6 protein-coding genes are annotated in these 21,539 nt (G+C 62.2%); 3 read left to right on the forward strand and 3 right to left on the reverse strand.

Features of this window, described 5'->3' with window-relative positions; all coding sequences use genetic code 11:
- Positions 1-35: 35 nt before the first annotated feature.
- Positions 36-6,563, forward strand: a complete 6,528-nt coding sequence (locus tag KHP07_RS02865) for an NEL-type E3 ubiquitin ligase domain-containing protein (RefSeq protein ID WP_214496563.1) — start codon at positions 36-38, stop codon at positions 6,561-6,563.
- Between the two features lie 3 nt (positions 6,564-6,566).
- On the opposite strand, the gene KHP07_RS02870 is transcribed toward KHP07_RS02865, so the two are convergent.
- Positions 6,567-7,985 carry an amino acid permease gene (locus tag KHP07_RS02870; RefSeq protein ID WP_099494152.1) on the reverse strand — a complete coding sequence of 473 codons (1,419 nt, stop codon included), beginning with the start codon at positions 7,983-7,985 and terminating at the stop codon, positions 6,567-6,569.
- 368 nt (positions 7,986-8,353) lie between these two features.
- Between KHP07_RS02870 and KHP07_RS02875 the strand changes: the two genes are divergently transcribed.
- Together KHP07_RS02875 and KHP07_RS02880 are read left to right on the forward strand one after the other, a co-directional pair.
- Positions 8,354-11,440: a transglycosylase domain-containing protein gene (locus KHP07_RS02875; protein WP_214496564.1), complete on the forward strand. Its 3,087-nt coding sequence runs from the start codon at positions 8,354-8,356 to the stop codon at positions 11,438-11,440.
- A 149-nt stretch (positions 11,441-11,589) separates the two neighbouring features.
- Positions 11,590-16,443 carry a hypothetical protein gene (locus KHP07_RS02880; protein ID WP_214496565.1) on the forward strand — a complete coding sequence of 1,618 codons (4,854 nt, stop codon included), beginning with the start codon at positions 11,590-11,592 and terminating at the stop codon, positions 16,441-16,443.
- A gap of 358 nt (positions 16,444-16,801) precedes the next feature.
- Here the strand turns inward: KHP07_RS02880 and KHP07_RS29425 are convergent, their stop codons facing one another.
- Positions 16,802-18,733, reverse strand: coding sequence for a hypothetical protein (locus KHP07_RS29425; protein WP_250883861.1), 1,932 nt, complete (start codon positions 18,731-18,733; stop codon positions 16,802-16,804).
- Entirely contained in the window at positions 18,637-21,426 is a 2,790-nt protein-coding gene (locus KHP07_RS29430) for a dermonecrotic toxin domain-containing protein (RefSeq protein ID WP_250883399.1), read from the reverse strand. The genes KHP07_RS29425 and KHP07_RS29430 overlap by 97 nt, the downstream gene beginning before the upstream one ends.
- Between the last annotated feature and the right edge of the window lie 113 nt (positions 21,427-21,539).

A 21,539-nucleotide genomic window follows, 5' to 3' on the forward strand; every position in this document is an offset into this window, starting at 1 on the left:
TGCCTTCCACTTAACCCGTGAAAGGACATGGCCCCATGCCTACCCATCTACTGCTCAATGGCTTGTCGGGCAACCTGCAATCCAGTGAATCCTGGGCCCGCCAGCAAGCCCTGGAAATGATCCGCGAAACCTTGGCGCGGACGATGAGCAGCCTGACCCCACAGGAGCAACGGGACTACGTCAGGCTGCAACGCGAAGCCCACCAGGCGATCAAGGCGGTGGACCGCGAAAATGCGGCCCTGCTCCAAGCCTTCCAATCCGACGGCACGACTCAGCTGCGCAACCGCATCGGCGGCCTGGACCCGCACAACCTATTCCTGCACACCCGCTACCTCGAAGAGTTGCAACCGCCACTGCCCTGGGAACCCCGCGCCAGCGCTCACCTCAATGGGACTCACCGCAGCCGCTTTCGCCGTGCCTACGACGAATGGAAATATCGCCCCCATGTCTCCACGTTATCGCTGTGGGACGCCGCCTGCCTGAACTTCGATTTCGCCACGTCCCAGCCTCAGGCGTCAGGGCAGACATTTGTCGAATCGTCTTACCTGAGTGGCGCAGACAACCTTCAACTGACCGTCAGCCAGTTCATCGCCATTGCCCGTGACCTGGACCTGGGCGGTCAACTCGACAAGCGCCTGCAAACCGCCTTGGGCCAGGGCGGCAAATTGCAGGGCCTGCTGCAAGCGAGCAGCGAGGCCTGCCTGCGCTTTGAAGCGCTGGAGGCGTACCGCAACCGCGCCCACACTGGCGTGACCCGCGACCTTCTTGCCAGCCTCAACGCCGCCCTCGACGGCAGCGGCCCGGCCCTGCCCTTCGACACCCTGGGCATGAGCACCGGGATCACCGTGTTGCCTGCCGTGCCGTTCGTACCGTCAGGGCAAACCGTGCCGGTACCGCTGCTGCTGATCCGCGTCGCCGCCCACGGGGTGCTGTCATACTTCCCCTTCCGACCTGGGGGCGCCCTGCGTTACCACCGCGACGCCAACGCCGCGCACGCGGCGTTCATGCAGCAACTCAAGACCAGCCACAGCGAAGGTGACTTGGGCTGGTTCGCCCGCCAGTTGCCGATGGCTGAAATGCACGGATTCAAGCAACTGCTCAAGGATGCGCCACGCCCGGTAGGCCTGAGCCCCGTAGCCGGTTTCCTCTACGACACCTTCCACCGCCTGTTCCCGCAACGTGCCCTTGATGGCTTGCGCTTTACCCCCGACCCCAAGCACGGTCGCAAGGAGTCCCTGGTGCAAGCCTGCACCTACCGTGAGGTGCAGCGCTACCAGGCCAACCTCTCGACCCTGGCCACCCGTCGTTCGGAGCGTGACTTGCAGGCCCTGATCGATGGCGTCGCGGCCATGGCCCGGGAAGTCCTGGAGCTGCTGCTCACGCCCATGCCCGGCGGCGTCACCGGGCTGAATCGCGTGATGCAAGTGGCGGTGTTCGGCAGCCTGGCCTATAGCGTGATCATCGGCATCAACGAAGCGGCGCGTGGCGAAGCCAGTGAGTTTGCGTCTGCCCTGGCGGACATTGCCGACTTGGCCATCAATGGCCTGTTGATCACCACCGCCGGCCGTGTGCACAACCAGCGCATGACACGCCTTTTGCACCAACTGGGCAACCCGCGCAAAGTGACCCATGCCGACGGCAGCCACGCCCTTTGGAAGCCGGATATCGGCCCCTATGCGATCCTTGATCAGCACCTGCTCGACGGCCAAGTCGCCAACGCCCAAGGGGTGTACCAGGTCGACAGTAAACAATACGCGTGGCTGCAAAAAGATCAGGAGCGCCACGTCGTGGAGGTCAGCTATGACGCGCAGAGCATGCGCTTTGTGCTCAAGCTCGAAAACGCCGGGCGCTTTGCCCCACCGATCCTGTTCGACCCGGCGCTGCAAGCCTGGACCCTGGACCTGCACAACGCCCACACCCTTTCGGACATCCAACTGGCCGAGCGCATGTTGCCCGACGGCTCCACGGCCGTGCCCCGTATCGAGATGGAAAGGATGCTACGCAGCACCGCCGCCGACCGCACCACCCTGGATCGCGTGTGGGCCGGCGACCCCGCACCCGTCAACCTCACCGAAGGGGTCCGGCGCCTGCAGGCCGACCGAGTCATCGAGCAGTTGATCAAGGACTTCTCAAGACGCGGGCATATGCCGCCCCACGCCGATGGCACCGTGTTGTGCCTGTTGACCCAAGTGCCCGCCTGGCCGGTCGATGCGTGTATTAACGTGCACGACCAGCGCGGCGTGCTGATCGAACGTTATGCCGCCCGCGAGAATGGCCTCTCCCACACCGTCGAATTGATGCGTCGTGACGATGGCACCTACGGCGGACTGACCGATCAACTCACCTCCGCGCCCACTCAGGAACAGCTGTTCGAATTGATCCTGAACCAGCAACCCGCCACCTCACTGCTCGGCAAGGAAGGCAGCCCACACCTGACCGTGGCTCAACGCATTGCGCGCCTGCGCGTGCAAATCAGTGAACTGGCAAAAACCCACCGCCACCCGTTGTTTACCGCCATGACGCGCTACGACGGTTATGCCCGCGACGAAGTCCCTGTTGAGGACAGCGCACGCCAGTGGCTGCCGATCCAGGTGCCCCCACCGTTGGTGACCGTCACACCACTGCTGAAAAAACTGCGCGGGCTCTACCCGCCCCTGACCTCGGCCAACCTGCAACAACTGTTGCTGCAAACGCCCCTCGATGCCAACCAACAAGCCGCCTTCCTGCGCGATGCCAGCCTGCCCCAGGCGGTGCGGGAGAACCTCGAACACCATCGCACCGCCCTGCGCATCGACATCGTGATCGACGGCCTCTACCACCCTCGGGCCTACAACCCGGACACCGACCTATGGGCACGCGATTTCATCGCCAGCCTGTTGCGCAGCACCTGCAAGCGCGACTTTGTGGTCACCGAGGTGAGCAATGGCCCCCCCGCCGATCGCTATGTCTCCAGCGGTCCCGATGACACCACCGTGGAACTGCTGCACTACGGCCAGGGCCACTATGAAGCCTACGACATGCGCAACGCCGGGCCGATCCCGGTGTCACCGGCCATTGACAGTCTCTACCTGGCCGTGGGCTCGGTCCTGCAACCCGGCGAGCGCCTGAAACTGGGGATGAACAGCGCCAGCGATGCCCAAGGCTTGCGCGACACCCTGGGCGACTTGATGAGCACCCGACGCAGCCCTGAAGGACAGGTCAGCCTGCTGGACCAGTCGCTTGGCCAGTATGAGCAAAGCGTGGTGCTGCCCCATGACCTCAAGCCCGACGCCCTGGGCCTCTATGAGTGGGAAGGCCAACAGTTGCTGCCGCTGTATGGCTCGCTGTACCCGATCGTCTACGACAACCGGCTGCGCAAGTGGCGGCTCAAGCACCCGCAAAAAGTCGGCGTCGATACCCCGCGCCTGGAACATAACCGCCAGGGTGCCTGGCGCCTGTCCAGTGAAAACCCGCTGACCTGGGACGATCACCGCCTGTTTTATCGCCTGGGCCCCGCCCACTATCACGTCGACCAAACCACCGCCGCACAGATCATGCGCCTCACCGACACGCCGGCGCAGGCGTTGCGAGAGGTGCACAGCAGCGGGCTGCCACCACCGCCGTTGTTGCAGGACACCAGCAAACGCTTTCACATCGAGCGCGAGATCCTGCAGTTCATCCAGGCCATGAGTGTCTACTCGGCCACGCGCAATGCGCGGCCTTCCCTGCAATTGCTGCTGGTCACCAGCTTGCCGGCCTGGCCCGACAGCCATGCCTTGGAGATCATCAACGCGCAAGGCCAAGTGATCCAGCGCTACCCGGCCAGCAGCGGGGCCAGCAGCGAACGCATTCAATTGACCGAAGCGCAGAGCCGAGGCTTGGAGCCCCTCACCCGTATTGTTTTGAACGATCAGGTCTGCCGCGCGCTGCTGGGTGAACTGCCCACCTCACAGGAGGAACGCCTGTTCAAACTGTCGAAGAAAATCGCTGAGTACGCCTGGCGCGAACGGGCGCAACTGTTCGACATCCTCTACGCCCAGAGCGAGCAAGGCGCGACGAGCCTGGAACGGCGCCTGCACGCGCACTTCCCGCAACTGCCCGTCAGCGCGGTAAAGGCGATTATCGGGCAATCGAGCCCCAACGAACTCAAGCAATTGCATAAGCGCGACGAAGTGGGTTTGCGCCTGGCCGAACAGGTCCGACTCACTGCTGACGATATACGTTTGAACCGCGCCTATGAAGGCCTTTACCTGAGTACTCTGGCCAACCCCGACAGCGAAAAAATCATGCTGCACCTGCTCAAGGATGTACCCGGCTGGCCACTGAGCCTGCGCCTGGAAGTGCGTGACGCCAGCCTCGCCGGCCCGCTGTTGGCCCGCGCCGGCCAAACGGGTGCCACCGACCGCCGCACACTGGTGAAGATCGACGGCGGCTACCAGTCCCATGATCGCGACGGTCATAGGCTCAATGAGCGGCCCGACGGCACCCGCGACCTGCTCGGCGCCGTGGTCCTGACCCTCGACGATGCCGAGTGCCGTGCACTGGGTGTGGAGGAGGGTGCCGAGCCGAAAGCGCTACGGCACGCCATTGCCGACCTGGCCCTGGGCCAACGCGTGGCCATCAAGGCCCTGCTGGGGCTGACGCATATCCCGGCGTGGTTGCAGCCGCCGATGCGCGTGGACACTTCATTCATCGTCTACCCGTTTACCCTGCGCAGCCTGTGGCCGTTCGGTGGCAACCAGCCGGTGGACCTGGTGAGCAAGGTGCGCGAGATCTACCCCAGCTTCAGCGTCGCCGACGCCCGGGATCTGATTAACTCGCTGGGCATGAACGAACCCGCCGCGTTGATCGAACTGGAGCGACGCAAGGCCGAGTACCAGGCCCTGGAGTTCGAACTGCAGCGCTGGATCGACACGCCCCAGCCGGTGGACGACCAGGCGATCGACCCGGCGATCTACCTGGAGGGTTGGAACTACGGGCGACGCCGCCTAATGGCCGAGCGCATCCTGCGTGCCTGGCGCCACGAAACCCGTGCAGCCTACGACAACGAGACTGGGCTTTTCGACTCCCATCAACTGGTGCTGCGCCTGGACGGCAACAGCCTGCCCGACCCCGACTTCATGCTGGGCACCCGTGGCTTCGAGCACATTGAATACCTGCGGATCGTTAGTGATTCCTTTCCGCCGACGGGCAACGCCTTCCTGAGCAAATTTATCGGACTGACTCATTTAAAGCTCGACTGCATGCTCAATGACCTGCCCACCAGCCTCACCCAGATGACGCAACTGCAACAACTGGACTTGAGCGACAACTTGATCGTGCTGACACCGGAGTCTCGTCAGCGCCTGGCCGGCCTCACGCGATTGGAGGGCCTCTACCTGGACGGCAACCCTCTGGGCCTGACGCCGGACGTTTCGCAGATGACGCGCCTGCAGGTGCTGTCGCTACGCCAGACCCATATCGACCAGTGGCCCGTCGGGGCCGAACGCCGCAGCACGTTGCGCCATTTGATGCTGCAGGAAAACCGTCTGACCACAGTGCCCGAGGCGGTGTTTTCCGACGTGCGCATGGGCCCTACCAACCTTCACACCGTGCTGCACGACAACCCTTTGAGCGAACAGACGCTGGGCCGGATTCGCGACTATCGCGATCGCACCGGCATTGCCCTGGGTGGCCTGCTACCGGGTGAACTGCATCAGCCGGCGACAAGCAACGACGTCAGCTTTTGGCTGGCCGGTATCCCCAACGCTCGACATGCGCAACGGCAGGCGCTATGGGATCAATTGCTACGGCATGAGGGTGCGCGACCAGAAGACGCGTTCCGAGTGTTGCGCGACCTGACCCAATCGTTCTCGTACCGGTCCAGCCAAGACACTCGGCAAGCCCTCACCCAAAGGGTATGGCAGTTGCTCGATGCCATGGGCGAATCGACCGAGCTACGCGACCGGGTCTTCCGTAGCACCTATACCGACGGCACCTGCGGCGATGGCGCCATCCTGGTATTTATCGATATGGAGATCGTACACAAGGTGCATCAAGCACGCACCCAGGCCAGCAGCAACCAGGCAGACCGCGAGTTGCTGGCGTTGGCGAAAAGCCTGTTCTACCTGCGCCAGGTCGATCAACTGGCCGACGCGCATATCCAGAACCGGCGCATGGCGGGTCTGGAGGTGGACGATGCAGAGATCAAGTTGTACTACCGGATGCGCTTTCGCGAAGAATTCAACTTGCCCATTGGGCGCGAGGAAATGCTCTATTCCGTGGAGGATTGGGTCGATGAGCAAGACATCAATCAGGCACGCATTACCTTGCAGGCGCTGAGCGGCACCCAGGCGGCGCAGAACTCATTGCTGACGGAAGAGTTCTGGATCGAGTATCTGGCCCGCAGTTACCCTGAGCCTTTCTCGACCATCGAAAACGTAGCGCGCTACAAACTGAACAGGCTGAACGAGGAGGTGGTGGACAGACGTTCGGATATCTACCTCGATCGTCGGCAATCCCTGGTAGAGCTTGAGATTGCCGAGCGCAATCGCCTGGTGCGCCAGTTGACCGAAGCAGCACAACTGGCCCAGCAAGTGAATTAAGCGTCAGGCCGAACGCGGGGCGCCTTGGCCTGCGTTCAACGGCTGTAACTTGAACACGTAGAACAGCACAGTCAGCAGCACCAGGAAGACCGGGCCGACATACAGGGCTATGCGGGTGTCCGGGAAGTAGGCCATCAGGCCCACCACCAGCAGCAGGAACGCCAGGGCCAGGTACGAGCTGACCGGGTACAGCCACATGCGGTACTTGAGCCCGGCCTGCTCGGCGGGGCTCAGGCTTTTGCGAAACTTGAGCTGGGCCAGCAGAATCATCAGCCAGGTCCAGATCGCACCAAAGGTGGCGATGGAGGTCACCCACACGAAGACTTTTTCTGGCACCAGGTAGTTGAGCAACACGCCCAACAGCAACGCGAAGATCGACAGCAGCAAGGCCTTGCGTGGCACGCCATTGCTGGACGTGGTGCCGAAGGTCGCCGGCGCCTGGCCGTTCTGCGCCAGGCTGTAGAGCATGCGCCCGGTGCTGAAGATGCCGCCATTACAGGAGGACAGCGCGGCGGTGATCACAACGAAGTTGATGATGCCGGCGGCGGTCTTGATGCCGAGGCGTTCGAAGGTCATCACGAACGGGCTGCCCTGGGTGCCGATTTCGTTCCATGGGTAGATCGACAGGATCACGAACAACGCGCCCACATAGAACAGCAGGATGCGCCAGAACACCGAGCCGATCGCGCTGGGGATGGTCTTCTGCGGGTTCTTCGCTTCACCGGCGGTGAGGCCGATCATTTCCACGCCCAAGTAGGCGAACATCACCATTTGCAAGGACATCAACACGCCCTGCACGCCGTTGGGCATGAAGCCGCCATGGGCCCACAGGTTGGAAATCCCCAACGCCACGCCGTCATTGCCGAAGCCGAACGCGATGATGCCGACGCCGCCGATGACCATCGCAATGATCGTGACGATCTTGATCAGCGCAAACCAGAACTCGAACTCACCAAACGCCTTGACCGCAATCAAGTTGATGGTGCCCATGCTGATCAACGCCGCCAGGGCCCAGATCCAGCGCGGGGTGTCGGGGAACCACACGCCCATGTACACCGCCACGGCGGTGATTTCGGCGACGCAGGTCACCAGCCACAGGAACCAGTAGTTCCAACCGGTGAGAAAGCCCGCCAACGGGCCGAGGTAGTCTTGGGCATAACGGCTGAAGGAACCGGCGACGGGGTTGTGCACCGCCATCTCGCCCAGGGCACGCATGATCACCAGGATCGCCAGGCCGCCGATGATGTACGACAGCATGATCGCGGGGCCGGCCATCTCGATGGCCTTGGCCGAGCCGAGGAACAGGCCCACACCGATACAGGCACCGAGGGCCATCAGGCGGATATGCCGTTCACCGAGTTCGCGTTTGAGCGGGCCGCCTTGAGCGGTCTCGCCATGGGGCAGTGGGTTGCCGACTGGCATAGGGGTACAACCTCATTTTGTTATTGGATTGCCCACCTGAGTCTGCGGGGGGCAAGCCGGTAAGCCTGCCCCCTTGCCGAGACCGGGGCCGCCGTGTGGACGGGCCCTTCTTGCCGGGCAAGATCAGCGGGGGCATGCAGTATAAAAAGCTCAGGCCAGAGCCTTTCACTATAAAAAAGGGGCAATTTAGGGGAAGAACCCGCTCAAACGCCATTTTACAGGAGCATCTTACCTGCTCCGGGCGGCAAAACGCCGCAGCCCGTGCACTTCATATAGTTGACGGGCCGATCACATTTTTCTCGCAGCGAGCGCCCAGCGACTACGCTTTGAACACGTCCGATCAATCTGCGTGAAGGGATCAATCGACTATGGGCGCACTGTGGCATACCGAATCGACAGAGGCTGCGAAACTACAAGGCAGTTCGGACCCAGCGCCTTTACCTGAAAACAAACCCCGGCCTCGCTACGGGTGGCGAGTGTTCTGGCTGATCATGCTGATGGCCCTGATTGCCCTCGGTTTTGCCGCCAACAAAGAGATGCGCACCTCCGCCCTGCAAGCCCGGGAACTCAGCCGTCTTGCCGACGACCTCACCTTCGAGATTAAACCTGGCGCCAGTGACGCCATCGTCTACCCCGGCGCGGGCCCCTTCGATCGCCGCCTGGGCTACAGCGACCTCGGCACCTTCCTGCCACGCCTGCTCAAACGCGGTTACGTGATTGATGCCCAGGTGCGGTTCTCGCCTGAGCTGATGAGTTACGCCAACAAAGGCCTGTTCGTGCCCTACACGGAAAAAATCCAGGCAGGCCTTTCGATCACAGACTGCCGCGCCGTGCCGCTGTATCAATACGACTACCCGCAACAACTGTACTCAAGCTTCGCGGCGATTCCGCCGCTGGTGGTCAGCAGCCTGCTGTTCATCGAAAACCGTGACTTGCTCGACCCCGCCCAACCCCAGGCCAACCCGGCGGTGGACTGGCCGCGCTTTGCCAAGGCCGCATGGTCGCAGGTCGCGAAGTTGCTGCACTTGCCCGGCCAAAGTGCAGGCGGCAGTACCCTGGCGACCCAGTTGGAGAAATACCGCCATTCGCCGGATGGCCTGACCGTGTCCGGCAGTGAAAAGCTGCGCCAAATGTTTTCTGCCGCCGTGCGCGCGTACCAGGATGGCCCCGACACCTTGCCTGCACGCAAAAATATTCTGCGCGACTACCTCAACAGCGTGCCCCTGTCGGCAGTGCCCGGTCACGGTGAAGTGCACGGCATGGCCGAGGGATTGCGGGTGTGGTACGGCGCCGATTTCAACCAGGTCAACGCGGCGCTGACCGGCCCGGTCAATGCTCAACAAGGCTTGGCGCTGCGTGAGGTGCTGTCGTTGATCATCGCCCAGCGCCGGCCATCCCATTACCTGGCCAAGGGTCGCGACGAACTGGCGCAACTGACCGACAGCCACCTGCGCCTGCTGGCCCAGAATGGTGTGATCGAGCCGGCTTTGCTCAAGCAGGCATTGGCGAGCAAGGTCACTTACCGTGACTGGGCGCAGCAACCGACGATCCAGCCGATTGAAACCAATAAAGGCATCAGCGTCGCCCGCAGCCGCCTCGCCGCCCTGCTCGACCGGCCGCTGTACGACCTCGACCGCCTGGACCTTTCCGCGACCACAACCCTGCAAGCCCAGTTGCAGGGCCAGGTCAGCGACTATCTAAAGCACCTCGCCGACCCCGAGTACGCGCGCCAGATCGGCCTGCTCGGCGAGCGCCTGCTCACCCCCGCCAGCACCGCACAAGTGCGCTACAGCTTCACGCTGTTCGAGCTCACACCCGATGGCTCACGGGTGCGCGTGCAAACCGACAACACCGACCAGCCCTTCGACATCAACGAAGGCAGCAAGCTGGAACTGGGCTCTACCGCCAAGTTGCGCGTGCTCACCACCTACCTGCAAATCATCAGCGAATTGCACGACAAATACGCCGCGCAAACGCCTGCCGCGTTGAAAAAAGTCACGGTGGAGGATCAGGACCGCCTAAGCCGCTGGGCCCTGGATTACCTGATCCAAACACCGGACAAATCCCTGGCCAAGATGCTCGACGCGGCCCTTGATCGCACCTACTCGGCCAGCCCCGGCGAACGCTTTTTTACCGGTGGCGGGCTGCACACCTTCCATAACTTTCGCAGCCAGGACAACGGCCGCAGTCCCACCTTGCGTGACGCGCTGCGTGAGTCGATCAACCTGCCGTTCATTCGCCTGATGCGCGACGTGGTGCGCTACGTCACCTACTCGGGCGAGAACAACAGCGCCGAGTTGCTCAAGGACGACAACGACCCGCGCCGCCAGGAATACCTCGCCGGTTTCGCCGACCGCGAAGGCACCACCTTCCTGCGCAAGTTCTGGAAGAAGTACCAGAAGAAAGACACCCAGGCACGCCTCGATACCTTCCTCGACAGCTTGCGTCCCACGCCGATCCGCCTGGCCGCCGTGCACCGCTACCTGTTGCCCGACGCCAGCCAGGCGAGCTTCAACCTGTTCGTGCGCTCCCACCTGGCCGGCGTCAAAACCCACGAAAAACTCACCGACGAACGCCTGCAAAAACTCTACAGGGACTACGGCCCCGGCACCTACGACCTGCCCGACCAAGGCTACATCGCCAAGGTGCATCCGCTGGACCTGTGGTTGCTCGGCTACTTGCTCAACCATCCCGAGGCGACGTTCAGCGAGGTGGTCAAGGCCAGCCAGTTCGAGCGTCAGGAGGTGTACAGCTGGCTGTTCAAGAGCCGCCACCAGAGTGCGCGGGACAGCCGTATCCGCACCATGCTGGAGATCGAGGCCTTCCTCGACATCCATCAGCGCTGGCAGGCCGTGGGCTACCCCTTCGATCACCTGGTGCCATCCCTGGCGACGGCGATCGGCAGCTCTGGCGATCGCCCGGCGGCCTTGGCTGAACTGATGGGCATCATTCTCAACGACGGCGTGCGCCCCAAGGTGCTGCGTATCGACAGCCTGTTGTTTGCCGCCGGCACGCCGTACGAAACACGCCTCGTCAACGACCCGGCGCCGGGCAAGCAGGTGATCCCGGTCGAGGTCGCCAGAGCCCTGCGCGGCACCTTGTCCCAGGTAGTGGATGCCGGCACCGCCAAACGCGTCGCCGGCAGTTTCAAGCTGGCCGACGGCACGCCACTGGCCATGGGCGGCAAGACCGGCACGGGCGACAACCGCATCGAAGCCATCGGCGCCGGTGGGCGGATCCTCAGTTCCAAGTCGATCAACCGCACTGCCACTTTTGTGTTCTACATCGGCGAACATCATTTCGGCACCCTGACGGCCTTTGTGCCGGGCGCCTCCGCTCAACATTTCACGTTCACGTCAGCGCTGCCGGTGCAGGTGCTCAAAGGCATGGCGCCGCTGCTCAACCCGTTACTGCAACCGGGGAGCCCAGCCATGTGCCTGGCCGCGACTCACTGATGCAAGGGCCATCGCGCTACAGGCCTGGGCAAACCGGTCATGTAGTGGTTATGTAGGCCCGTCACTCCCTCGGCGGCCAATAGTGTGGGCATCCGCGTGCAGAGCCCTGCTCTGTATGGTTTACCTTATCGCTACAGGACACCCAGGCTATGCCTACACAAACCCAGACCTCTACCGAGGACCTGCTACGCCGCTTGCCGCCCCGTATCACCGCCATCGAGCACCTGCTGGACGCCCAGCCGGACTTGGCGACCATCATGGCCACCGAACTGCGCAAGGGATTAGCGAAACGGGTACCCGCCAACCCACCGAATCCTGATACGGTTTATCTCAACGAGTACGACATTCCCTCGCAGACAGAGCAAGACAGCGCACCTCGCATCACCCGAACACGTAACCTGACACAGGTGCTGCAAGAAACGATTGCCACCCAAAACCTGCCGAGCGAGCTGGCCAAAGAGCCGCAAACCGGCAGCGTCAGCCAAGCCGTCGGGTTCTATCCAACGGCCCACGGCACCGGACGTGACACTGAACTGGCGGATTTGGAAATCTCGGCAGTCAATGAGTTAATCAGTGACCTGCAACTCAACAGCCAGACGCTCTACGTGAACGCGCTCAGGGCGTTCTGGTCGTCGCCCCACGCAAGCACCGGTGCCCTGAGCGTCCTGGCAGCCGTGAGTCAAAAGCAGCGAGAGGTATTTACGCTGGAGGCGGACCTGAAGGTGAATGATGCACGGCAACAGGTCCAAAAGGCCGAGCAGAACCTGAAGAAAGCGCCCGAAGATACCCAGACTCAAGCGGCTGTGGCCACGGCCAAGTCACACCTGCAGGTGCTGATCGAAGGCCGGCAATTGATCGAGAACCGCGTACTCCATGAAACCACGAACAACGCCACACCGCCGCTCACACTCAGTATTGCGCTGAACGCTACGGGCCAGCCTGACTGGACCACGACGCTCAACGGCTGCTTCGTACTCACCGAGCGCCTGCATGGGCCCCGACCGACCGTCCTCTATACCCCACAATGGGGGGGCGAATTTTTCGAGAGTTTCTCGTCCATGGAAAATGCCTTGCGTCTACGCCTGGTGAGAAGCGCCGAGAGAGACCTGCTGTTCGCCAACATTGCCGCCAAGGAACACGCCCATGCCCGAGGCGTGTTACCCAACGAGCAGAAATTGAGCTATGCGCCGATCACCGGGCAGGTATTCAATACGTGCCTGCACGCCCAGCTCATCCAGCAAGAGGCCGATATCGACCAGGCCTTCGAGACGTCCCACACCACGTTCGAAACCCTGGCAGCCGGCGTACGTGCCACGCTGGCACTGCCGTTCAAGGGCAACCCGGGCTTGATCGCCCGCATGCCTGTGCCGCTTGACTTGACGCAGGCATCTCCCGACCCGCTCACCCAGCCAACCACTGCGCAGCAAACGCATCTGATACAGCAGTGGAACTCGCTTAACCAACAACTAGACCAGGTTCTGGAAAAGCACAAACACCCCTCGCTGGACGCTGTGCTGACCTCGCTGCTCAACGAGACCTTTGCACAATTGCCTGACGGCACAGGGCTGGACAGCCTGTATGTCAACCGCTACCGCATCGACAGCATGGGCGCGCGCCATTTTGAATCCTCCCGCCCATTACTCGAGGCGGTGTGTACCTTATTGCTGTGGGGCAACACCGCAGTGGAAACGGATGAGGATCACACCACTCAAAAAGATGGCGCCAAACCGGTCGAGACCTTCGCCGAAAGTGTCTTTCGCAGCGCGACCGCATTCAGCGAAACCGACCAACTGAACCAGACCGGCACACTGTCGGACCTGGCTCACACGCTGAAACTACAACTGGCCGAACGGGTCACCGCCTACTGGCGTACGCCAATAGCACCCGAGCTGGTCTGCCCACAAGTCCGGCTGATTGATGTCCAACGCCAAACCCTGGATGTACAGGCACGCCTGCGCGTAGCCGACAATACCCTGAGCCCGCAGGCCAAATTGCTGATTGACCGTGCACTGCGCTACCCGACTCAGGCCCGGCGCGAAGCGAGCTTCAGTCATGGCAACCGCCCCGGCGTCTATCAATTGACCGTGGCCACCGCCCGCACCGAGGTGGCGCGTATGGCCGGCAGCTTCATCCTGACCTTCAATGACGGCTCCAGCCCGGTCGCCCCTCATTGGCCCCATGGGCACAAAAACCTGAGTACCCAGACGGCTGGCATTGGCCCGGTAATGTTATATACCCCGGACATGGGCTTTGAAGAGTGTGCGTCTCTGCAAGCTTTGCATGACATGCTCAAGGCCCGCATCAATGCCGGCGAAGACGCCGGCAGATTGTTTACCAGCGGCTTACCGCTGTTGGTTCAGCATGGAAAAACCGGGTTGTGGGGCGATGACCTGAGTAGCACGTTCGCGCCGATCGCAGACGATTTTGTCGCGGACAGCATTCAGGCCTTGCTCGACAAACAGCAATCCGACATCGAAACCATTCTGGGCCTGACTGAGGATGAATCGGACAGCGAAAAAAATGGCCGCGTGGAGCTGGCGGAGCTGGTGGATATGGCCGGACCGTTCCTGGCGCGCAACCGGCTGCTGACAGAACACTGGCGGCCGGACTGGGAAAAGCGCTTGAGCGCGGCGGACAAGAAGGCTCTGCAAGATCAAGCCGACACCACCCTGGCCACACAGGACGAACTGGCCAAACAGTGGCAAGCGCTGATCCCCACATTGGCCGAGTATGCCAAGCAACAGGTACTGACAAAGATTCGCGCCTTACTGGTCGAAGCAGGCCAAGACTATCCCGCACAGGGCATCGACCCGGACAAAATAATGGTCGTCCGTACTACCCGAATACGGATTTCATCCGGTGGCGGTTTTGGGTCTGTGCATGAAGGGGTTAAGAGCAGCAGGATGAGCCTGACCAACCTGCTGTTGAAAAACACCAAACCGTGGCAAAGGGGCCTCAACTGGGAAGAAGACGATCTGTTGAAGGCCCAACTGACCACCTCCCAGGGAGAATGGGTGCGCGATGCCAAGGGGGCCATAATTACCTTGGAGAAAGAACGCCTTGAGCAGTGGCTCAAGGACCTGGATGTTGGCCAGCAGTACGCACAAAACGTGCTCGATAAATACCTCGCCCCGCAGGCTACGGCAGCCGAGGCCCACGCCTTGAAACAAGCCTGGATCGCCTGCCAGACGGCTGTTCTGGATTACGCGGCCCTTGCGGCCCGGTTGAATCCTGATATCTACCGCAGGCAAATGCCCAGTGACCCCGGGCAAAAAAAAGCTGACGCTTGGGTGGGGGCGGTGCTGGCCTCGCCATCCCCCACGACACGCCCACGGGTCGACGGGCAGACCGTGATCGCCAACGCGCTGATGTTCAACCCGACCAATTACGCGCCCCAAGGATCTGGCGGGCAGACCGTGAACGGCGTGCTGATTCTCTCCACTGACGCCGATGATATGCGGGTGCTGTATACCCCGAATGCACCCGACGGTGTGGAACTCAGGGAACTCGTCAACGAGGCCGAACTGGTGCAACTGATGCGAGGGCCGGCCTGGCTGGATTATCTTCGCGCACGCCTGCCGGCCGGTACACGCTTGCTCAATCATCGTCTGGCCGCGCATCAAGGCGATGTATTGGTCGGGCTGTACCGGCAGAACTACCTGTACCTGCTGGACAAAGCCGACACTGAAAGCGTGACCAATGAAGAATTGGAGGCCCAGTCGACCCTCAACAAGGTACTGTTCGGCGTTGAGGTAGCGCTGACCGTGCTGGGCGGTCTCCCCTGGAGCGGCCAGCTGGCCTCTTCGGCCGCCCGGTTTGTCGGCCGGGTGGGGCGCACAACGGTCCATGCTCTGCGCAGCCTTGGGCAAACCGTGGCGGGGCTCGTCGTGCGTCGCGGACCACGTGCGCAAACGCTGTTTGAACTCGCAAGAGTCACCACTACGATGGCCGGGGTGACGCGAACAACAGGCCTGGGTATCAAGCCCCTGTCCATGCTACTGCGGCCTGGGAGAAATACACTGCGCCCGGATCTGCTGAAATACCAGAACGACTTTCTGCAAGAAAGCGCCCGCCTGGTGGTGAAGGGCGGCATCCCGGCCGGTGCAGAACTGGCCGAAGGCACAGGCATCTATCGCGTCCCCGGCACATCCAGTACCTACCTGGTACGCAGCGTCGGTGAAAAGGGCAAAGAGCAGGTGTTCCGCATTCAGAATACGTTCAACCTCTATGACAACAATGGCTTGGTCGCGCCGGTACTCACACCCTCTGGAGGCGTGACCCCGTTTCGGTTGCGGCGCCTGCCAACCAAGTTCTGGGAGCTGGACACCTGGCAACGCCTGCCCGGCGCCGGGCCAAAAACCGACAACGCCATCACCCAAGCACTCAGGGAATGGGACGAACTCGTCAAAGCCAATGCGGCACCGACCACCCCACAGAACACGCTGGACCCGACTGGTTTTTTCACAAGTCGCGGTTTCAAGCTTGGACAATGGAACAAATTAGTCAGGTCAGGCGGCGAAATAACCCAACGAGGCTTGGTACGACTCAACCCTGAGAGCGCTACACAGCTGTCAGACGAGCTGTTCATGAAATGGGTAAACATGGAGCAGCCGACCAGAGAAGCGGCGGATGCATTTGTAAAAACACATGGCATTAACCCTGACCGTTGGAGCCAGTTCGTCAGCAGGGGCAAGCTGAACAAAGCTGGCGAGGCCCGCAAGGCAAAACTGACGAAGCCCTTCAACAATTATTACACCCGGATCTTCGACCAGGACTTTTTAGACTGGTATCAGTTGGCCCTTCGACCGGAAAACCAGAACAAAGCGGCCGCCTGGCAATTCGCCGTTGATCGTGGCCTTCACCCGTCGACCTGGATGAAATACGTGAACGCCAACGGTACCTTCAACACGGCCATTCCGACAGTCGCAGAGCGTGTCAATCGTCTAAAGCTTGAATTCCCCCGTGACTTAAGCCAACCCGGCCCGTCCCTCCCCCCCAGCTGAATCGCATTCGGCTGCCAATGCAGGAGCGAGGGTGCTCGCTCCTGCTGATTGTGGCTAAATCTCTGAATCCCGGATCACCGTGACACTGCCTTCATAAGTAAAGGCCTCACCAGGCCGTAGGTTGCCGGGCGGTGAGGTTCTTGAACACGTTACGCCCCGGTTGGCGTGGCTGAAGATGTGATGCCCCTTGAGTGGCTGGCCTTGAGGGTCGATCAGGCGACCGCGCACGGTGACTCAACGACCGCGTGCGCCCCAGGGTGCTGCGTACCGACAGTCTGCTGTTTGCCAGTGGCCCCCATAAGAACCCCATCTGGTCAACGGCCCGGCACCCAGAGCCTGTGCGTGGCGGGCCCGGGCCTCAGTCGAGGCTGAAAAACAGACGCCTGGCCACGGCCAGAGAGATGGCTTGACGTTCGATCTGAAGCACAGGTTCCAACTGGCCAGTCTGCCCGCGACGAATACGCGCAAACCTGTCCGCCTCGACTTCGGCCTGGTCCTGACGGCCCAGGTGTTCCTGCTCGGGACGCTTGAGGTGGGCGGCCACGAAATGATCGTCCAACGCCTTCTGCGTCGTGTAATGGAAATGGGCAACACACAGCGCTTCGCCGTTCGCGGCATCGGCGACGGCATAGACCTGCAGGTAGTCGTCGCGGTGCCCCTTGAGCGCCACCCGCCCGCCGCGCCGGGTTATCCGAACCTCGTGGTGGCGATGCAGGAACTCCAGCGTGTCCTGGGTGATCGGCCCTGCCTTGCTCGCCCGTATGCGAGCCTCCAGGCCGGCTGCCTCCAGGCTCGCCACCGAGGCGTGCAAGCGGCTGACCATGGCCCGGGCATTGGCCTGTTGCACCACTGCCAGCCGCGCACTGTCGAGCATACTCAGCTTCTTGTTGATGTCCTCGGCCACCCAGCGTCGACGGGTGGCCTGGGATTCCAGCAGGTATTGCAGGCTCGACGGCTGGTTGACGCTAGGGATCATGCCCTTTACCTGATTGATGGCTTTATCGACCGTGGCCACCAAGGCTTCGCCCTTTTCCATCAGGCTGCTCAATGCCCGATTGGGGTGGCGCCGTGGGGGGGTCGGCTGGGCATCCCACACGCCGTCTTCGGCTTCGGTGAAAGCGGCGATGACTTGGCCCGAAGGGTCACGCAGTTCGGCCGCTGGCTGGTCGGACGGCAGGTCGCTCAGTTGGGCAACATACAGGTCGCGGTTACGCGTGCGGATGATCTTCTTGCGCCTTGCCCCTGGCACGGGTGCGGGTGGCTTGGTCCGTGGCCTGGACTTGGCGGCCGGCTGCGACAGGTCGCTCAGTTGGCCCTCGATGTGCAGATGCAGCTGTGTCAGCAATGCCTGGAGTTTTTGCAGGTAATCCACGTTGAACTTGTCCGGCTCCATGGCCCGCCAGAATTCGATCTGATCGTCGGTTTGCGCGTAGACCTGGTCAATGCTCTCCAGCAATTCGACGCGCTCCTGGTCAGTGACCTGCACGTGACGCAAGTCCGCCATGGAACGGTTGGCCCGGCGCGCCCGGTTGATGGTTTCGCTGACGCTGTCGAAGAAGGCGTCCTCCAAAGGCGGGCCTGCCACATCGATGGCGATGCTCCACAATGTGGTGAACTGCAGGGCTTGCAGGTCCTGTACCGAAGGCCGTGGGGGCAAGCCTGCCGTCAAGGCCTCGGCCTTGTCGCGGCCGAGCCTGGGGACACGCAGCAGTTGGTCAAGGTGACGGTCCTCCAGGGTGCGCCAGTGTATGGCGTTGTCATGCAGCGTCGCCAACTCGCGCAGGCCCTGTCCCAACTGCTCGTGGGCCTGGCGGTTGATGTCCGACTGAGCCTCTCCCTCGGTTTCGTCCTCCAACAATTTGAACACCGGATCGAGCCGTGCATTGACTGCCACCATCTGCTCGCGGGTCAGGGAACTGAGCAATTGCGTGCCCAGCACGACTGACTCCAGGGCGCTGCACAGTTCTTCTTCATAACGCGGTCGCGGCGCCAATTCGCGCAACGCGCGCAGGGTGCGCAGTTCCTTCTGGGAAAAATCAAGGGCGTGCTCGGCTTCCTGGTGATAACGCTGCCGGGCTTGCACCCGACGTGGCTCATCAATAGCGCCTTCCGGCTGTTCGACCAGTGCACGGGCGACCGCCATCGCCTGGCGGGCCCGCATCTGGTCCTGGCGCGCCTGCTGGTAATCGCGGTTCAGGCTTTCGCGCTGTGTACTCGCTGCCTGGCGAGCATCCTGCAGGGCATAGTCGGCGCACCGCCACGCAGGTGCAGGCCCAGGTCGATGTCCCAACGCCCGTTGCCCAGGTGTTTGAGCCAGGGCCCGAGGATTTCGCCCGTGGCACTGACCACCCGTACCCGGCCCTGTTGGATCTGAATGCGATAGACCCGCCCGCGTACCAGCGCCTGCCAGTACCCGCCGACAGCCGATGCGGGTTTCAACAACCCCTGCAAAGGGCCGCTGGCTTCAGCCTGTTTCAGGTAGTCGGGCGTGGGCTGCGACTTGAGGCTCAAGGCCGTCAGCCGCGCCTGCATGGCCGGGGTCAGGGTATCCCGTGCATTGGCCCAGCCAAGCGGCGCACTGAATGATGCCGGGGGGCTCCCCCGCACTGGCGCGGCAGGCACCGGTTCGGCGCGGGCCAATGGCGCAAACGCCGGATGCTCCAGGTCCAGATGGCGCTGCACGTCATGGGGGGCAGCCTGATGCGCCATCACCGCCATCAGGTTGACCAGCATGTCCGTGACCGCTGCGGCTCGCGCCTGGGTGTCGCTGCTGTGCAGGCTCTGAAGATCCTCTCGCACGCTGTCGGTCAACTGCAGCAGCCAACCGGCCAACGCCGCCGGCCCACGCAGGAGCGGCAGCAGGTTGGTGAACAGCAGCCAACCGAGCTGTTTCAGGGAGGCCCAGCGCTGTTCGGTATTGGACTGCGACTGGCGGTCGGCCAGGGTTACCAGTGCCTCAGCGGTTGCAACGAAGACCTGTTGCGCCGGATCGCCGTCCGCCACCTGTTTGTGCAGGTGTGCCGGAGCCGGTTTGGTGTAGACCGTGAACTCATCCGACGGTAAAAAGTGCCGGATGTGCGGCTCGATGAAACCACCGTTGGCATAGATCGCCTGGCGCCGCGCATCTATCCAGCTCAGCACCTGATCTTGCAGTTCGCCCGTAGCCCTGATCGCCTCTAACAACGCCGCCAGGCTTTCATACTCCTGCAGCGTTGGACTCAGCAGCGGCCGGTACAGCAGGTGCGGTCCTTCGTGCCCGGCCTGTGGCCCGATAATGAACTGGTTGGCAACCACGTCCGCCACCTGATCGGGCGCAGCCCGGAACGCCAGCGGCCACAGGGCCATGGCTTGTCCATCGAGCAGGCGTTGGACCGGGGTAGCCTGCAACGCGGCCTGCAAGCGCAGGAAACCGTTAAGAGTCAGGCCGTGCAGGCCCTGGATCTTGTATTCCAAAGCGAGCAGCGGCAATTGACTACGCAGCTGCCGACTGAACAACCGCTGGCGTCGAGTGGCTTCAGATACGTCGTCCACCAGCTTGCGCTTGAGCAACAGCGGATAGGATTGCCCGATATCGACCTGTTTGATGCAGGCGCTGAGCAGGTTATACGTCAGCCCTGGCGGGGCCTTTTCGCCCTTGAGGCTGATCGACTTGGGCGTATGGGGAAAGCCGGCGAGGTTTTCCAGGGCCAATTGCACCAGGGTCACGGTGACGGGTTCGACTTCTCCAGCGATGAAGCCGCCCGGCAGCGGTACGGCAGCGCCAATCACGCGATCGAACCGGATGCTGATCTCTTGTGCTTTCAGCTTGGCCGTCACCGGCTGCTGCTGCAAACACCCCTGCAATTGCTCGACGGCAAACTGCTCGATCGTCGGGATGCCTTCCAGGTAGTCGTGTGCGCCCTCGGCATGACCGGTCAGGACCCAGCCGCGCAGCAATTGAGCGCAGGCGGCACTGTCGGTGGCATCGGCCTGGCTCAGCCACAATGGCAAACCTGCACGCAATTTCTGTTGGAGCGGACTCAGGCGCGCGACAAACCAATGAAGGGGGTCAGTGATGTCGTTCAGCAACTGTTGCCAAGCCTGGGCTGTTCGTGGCAACCGGCGGTCGATGCGGTCGAGGTCACGCAATTGCCGCTCCAGGTAACTGGCTGCCAAGGCGTCGAAGGGGTCACCCTCCACCGGCCGGGAAAACCAATGTGCGACTTGCCCTGCCGGTGACGGTTCCACCTCGGCAGCCAACACCCCCCCTATATCGTCTGTGTCCTCAATGGGGGTGATTCCCAAGGCCGGGTTGTAAAGCAGCGAAGACGTCCCCCCCTGCGCCAGGGTCCGCTCAAACAGCAGCCAGGGCAGCGTGCGTAACTGGTTTTGCCACAGGTGCAGCGTTTGCACGCGCAATACCGCGCTGTGCAGGCTCCACTGACGGTCGGGCCGGGTCGGGCGCAGCATCGTTTTGGGAAACAGCTCGGCGAATCGCGCCGGGCTCATGCCGGGCGGCATGGGGGTATCGTAGAACAGCGCCAGCAATTCGTCGGACAAATACCCCCAGCGCACCATGTCCACGGGCATTGCCTCGTGCCACCACGCCTGCAATCGCTGGGCAAAAGCCTCCAGCAGAAAGGTACCGCATTCGTTGATCACTACCTCCAGCTCGGCAAGGCTCGGCCCGCCGGGCTCAAACACCTCGCGTACGCGCCGAACCACCGTGTGATAGTCCTGCACCAACAACACGGGCCGGGCAGCCGCCAGGCGTTCCACCACCATCTGCGGTAACGAGGCATAGTGCCAGGCCCCCGCGTCGAGTTGATCTTCAGGGGTCGCGATATGGAGCAATCCGGCGTGCTCGTTACGCCCACTGAAATAGCGGTCCAGGTAGGCCTGGGCACTGTCCAGGGCCACGGTCAACAAGGACGGTGGGGCGTTGAACAAGGTTTCGATCTGTTCGATATGCGCTTGGCGCAGGGCACTGGCGGCGAGGGGCATCCGGGTATCTCCGTCGGGTTGATCCCCCACGCTAGCCCCTCGTACCGCCGCCAAGGCCCTAGACAGTTACCACGCACACCCCAGAAAACCCGCAGCACCAGATTTATCTACTG

Source organism: Pseudomonas sp. VS40 (genome assembly GCF_018587885.1).
GTDB classification, from domain to species: domain Bacteria; phylum Pseudomonadota; class Gammaproteobacteria; order Pseudomonadales; family Pseudomonadaceae; genus Aquipseudomonas; species Aquipseudomonas pergaminensis.

Bases quoted from the DNA above. Each gene is read 5' to 3' on its own strand.
- KHP07_RS02875 (WP_214496564.1), top strand. From the start codon at position 8,354: ATGGGCGCACTGTGGCATACCGAATCGACAGAGGCTGCGAAACTACAA.
- KHP07_RS02870 (WP_099494152.1), bottom strand. From the start codon at position 7,985: ATGCCAGTCGGCAACCCACTGCCCCATGGCGAGACCGCTCAAGGCGGC.
- KHP07_RS29430 (WP_250883399.1), bottom strand. From the start codon at position 21,426: ATGCCCCTCGCCGCCAGTGCCCTGCGCCAAGCGCATATCGAACAGATC.
- KHP07_RS02880 (WP_214496565.1), top strand. From the start codon at position 11,590: ATGCCTACACAAACCCAGACCTCTACCGAGGACCTGCTACGCCGCTTG.
- KHP07_RS02865 (WP_214496563.1), top strand. From the start codon at position 36: ATGCCTACCCATCTACTGCTCAATGGCTTGTCGGGCAACCTGCAATCC.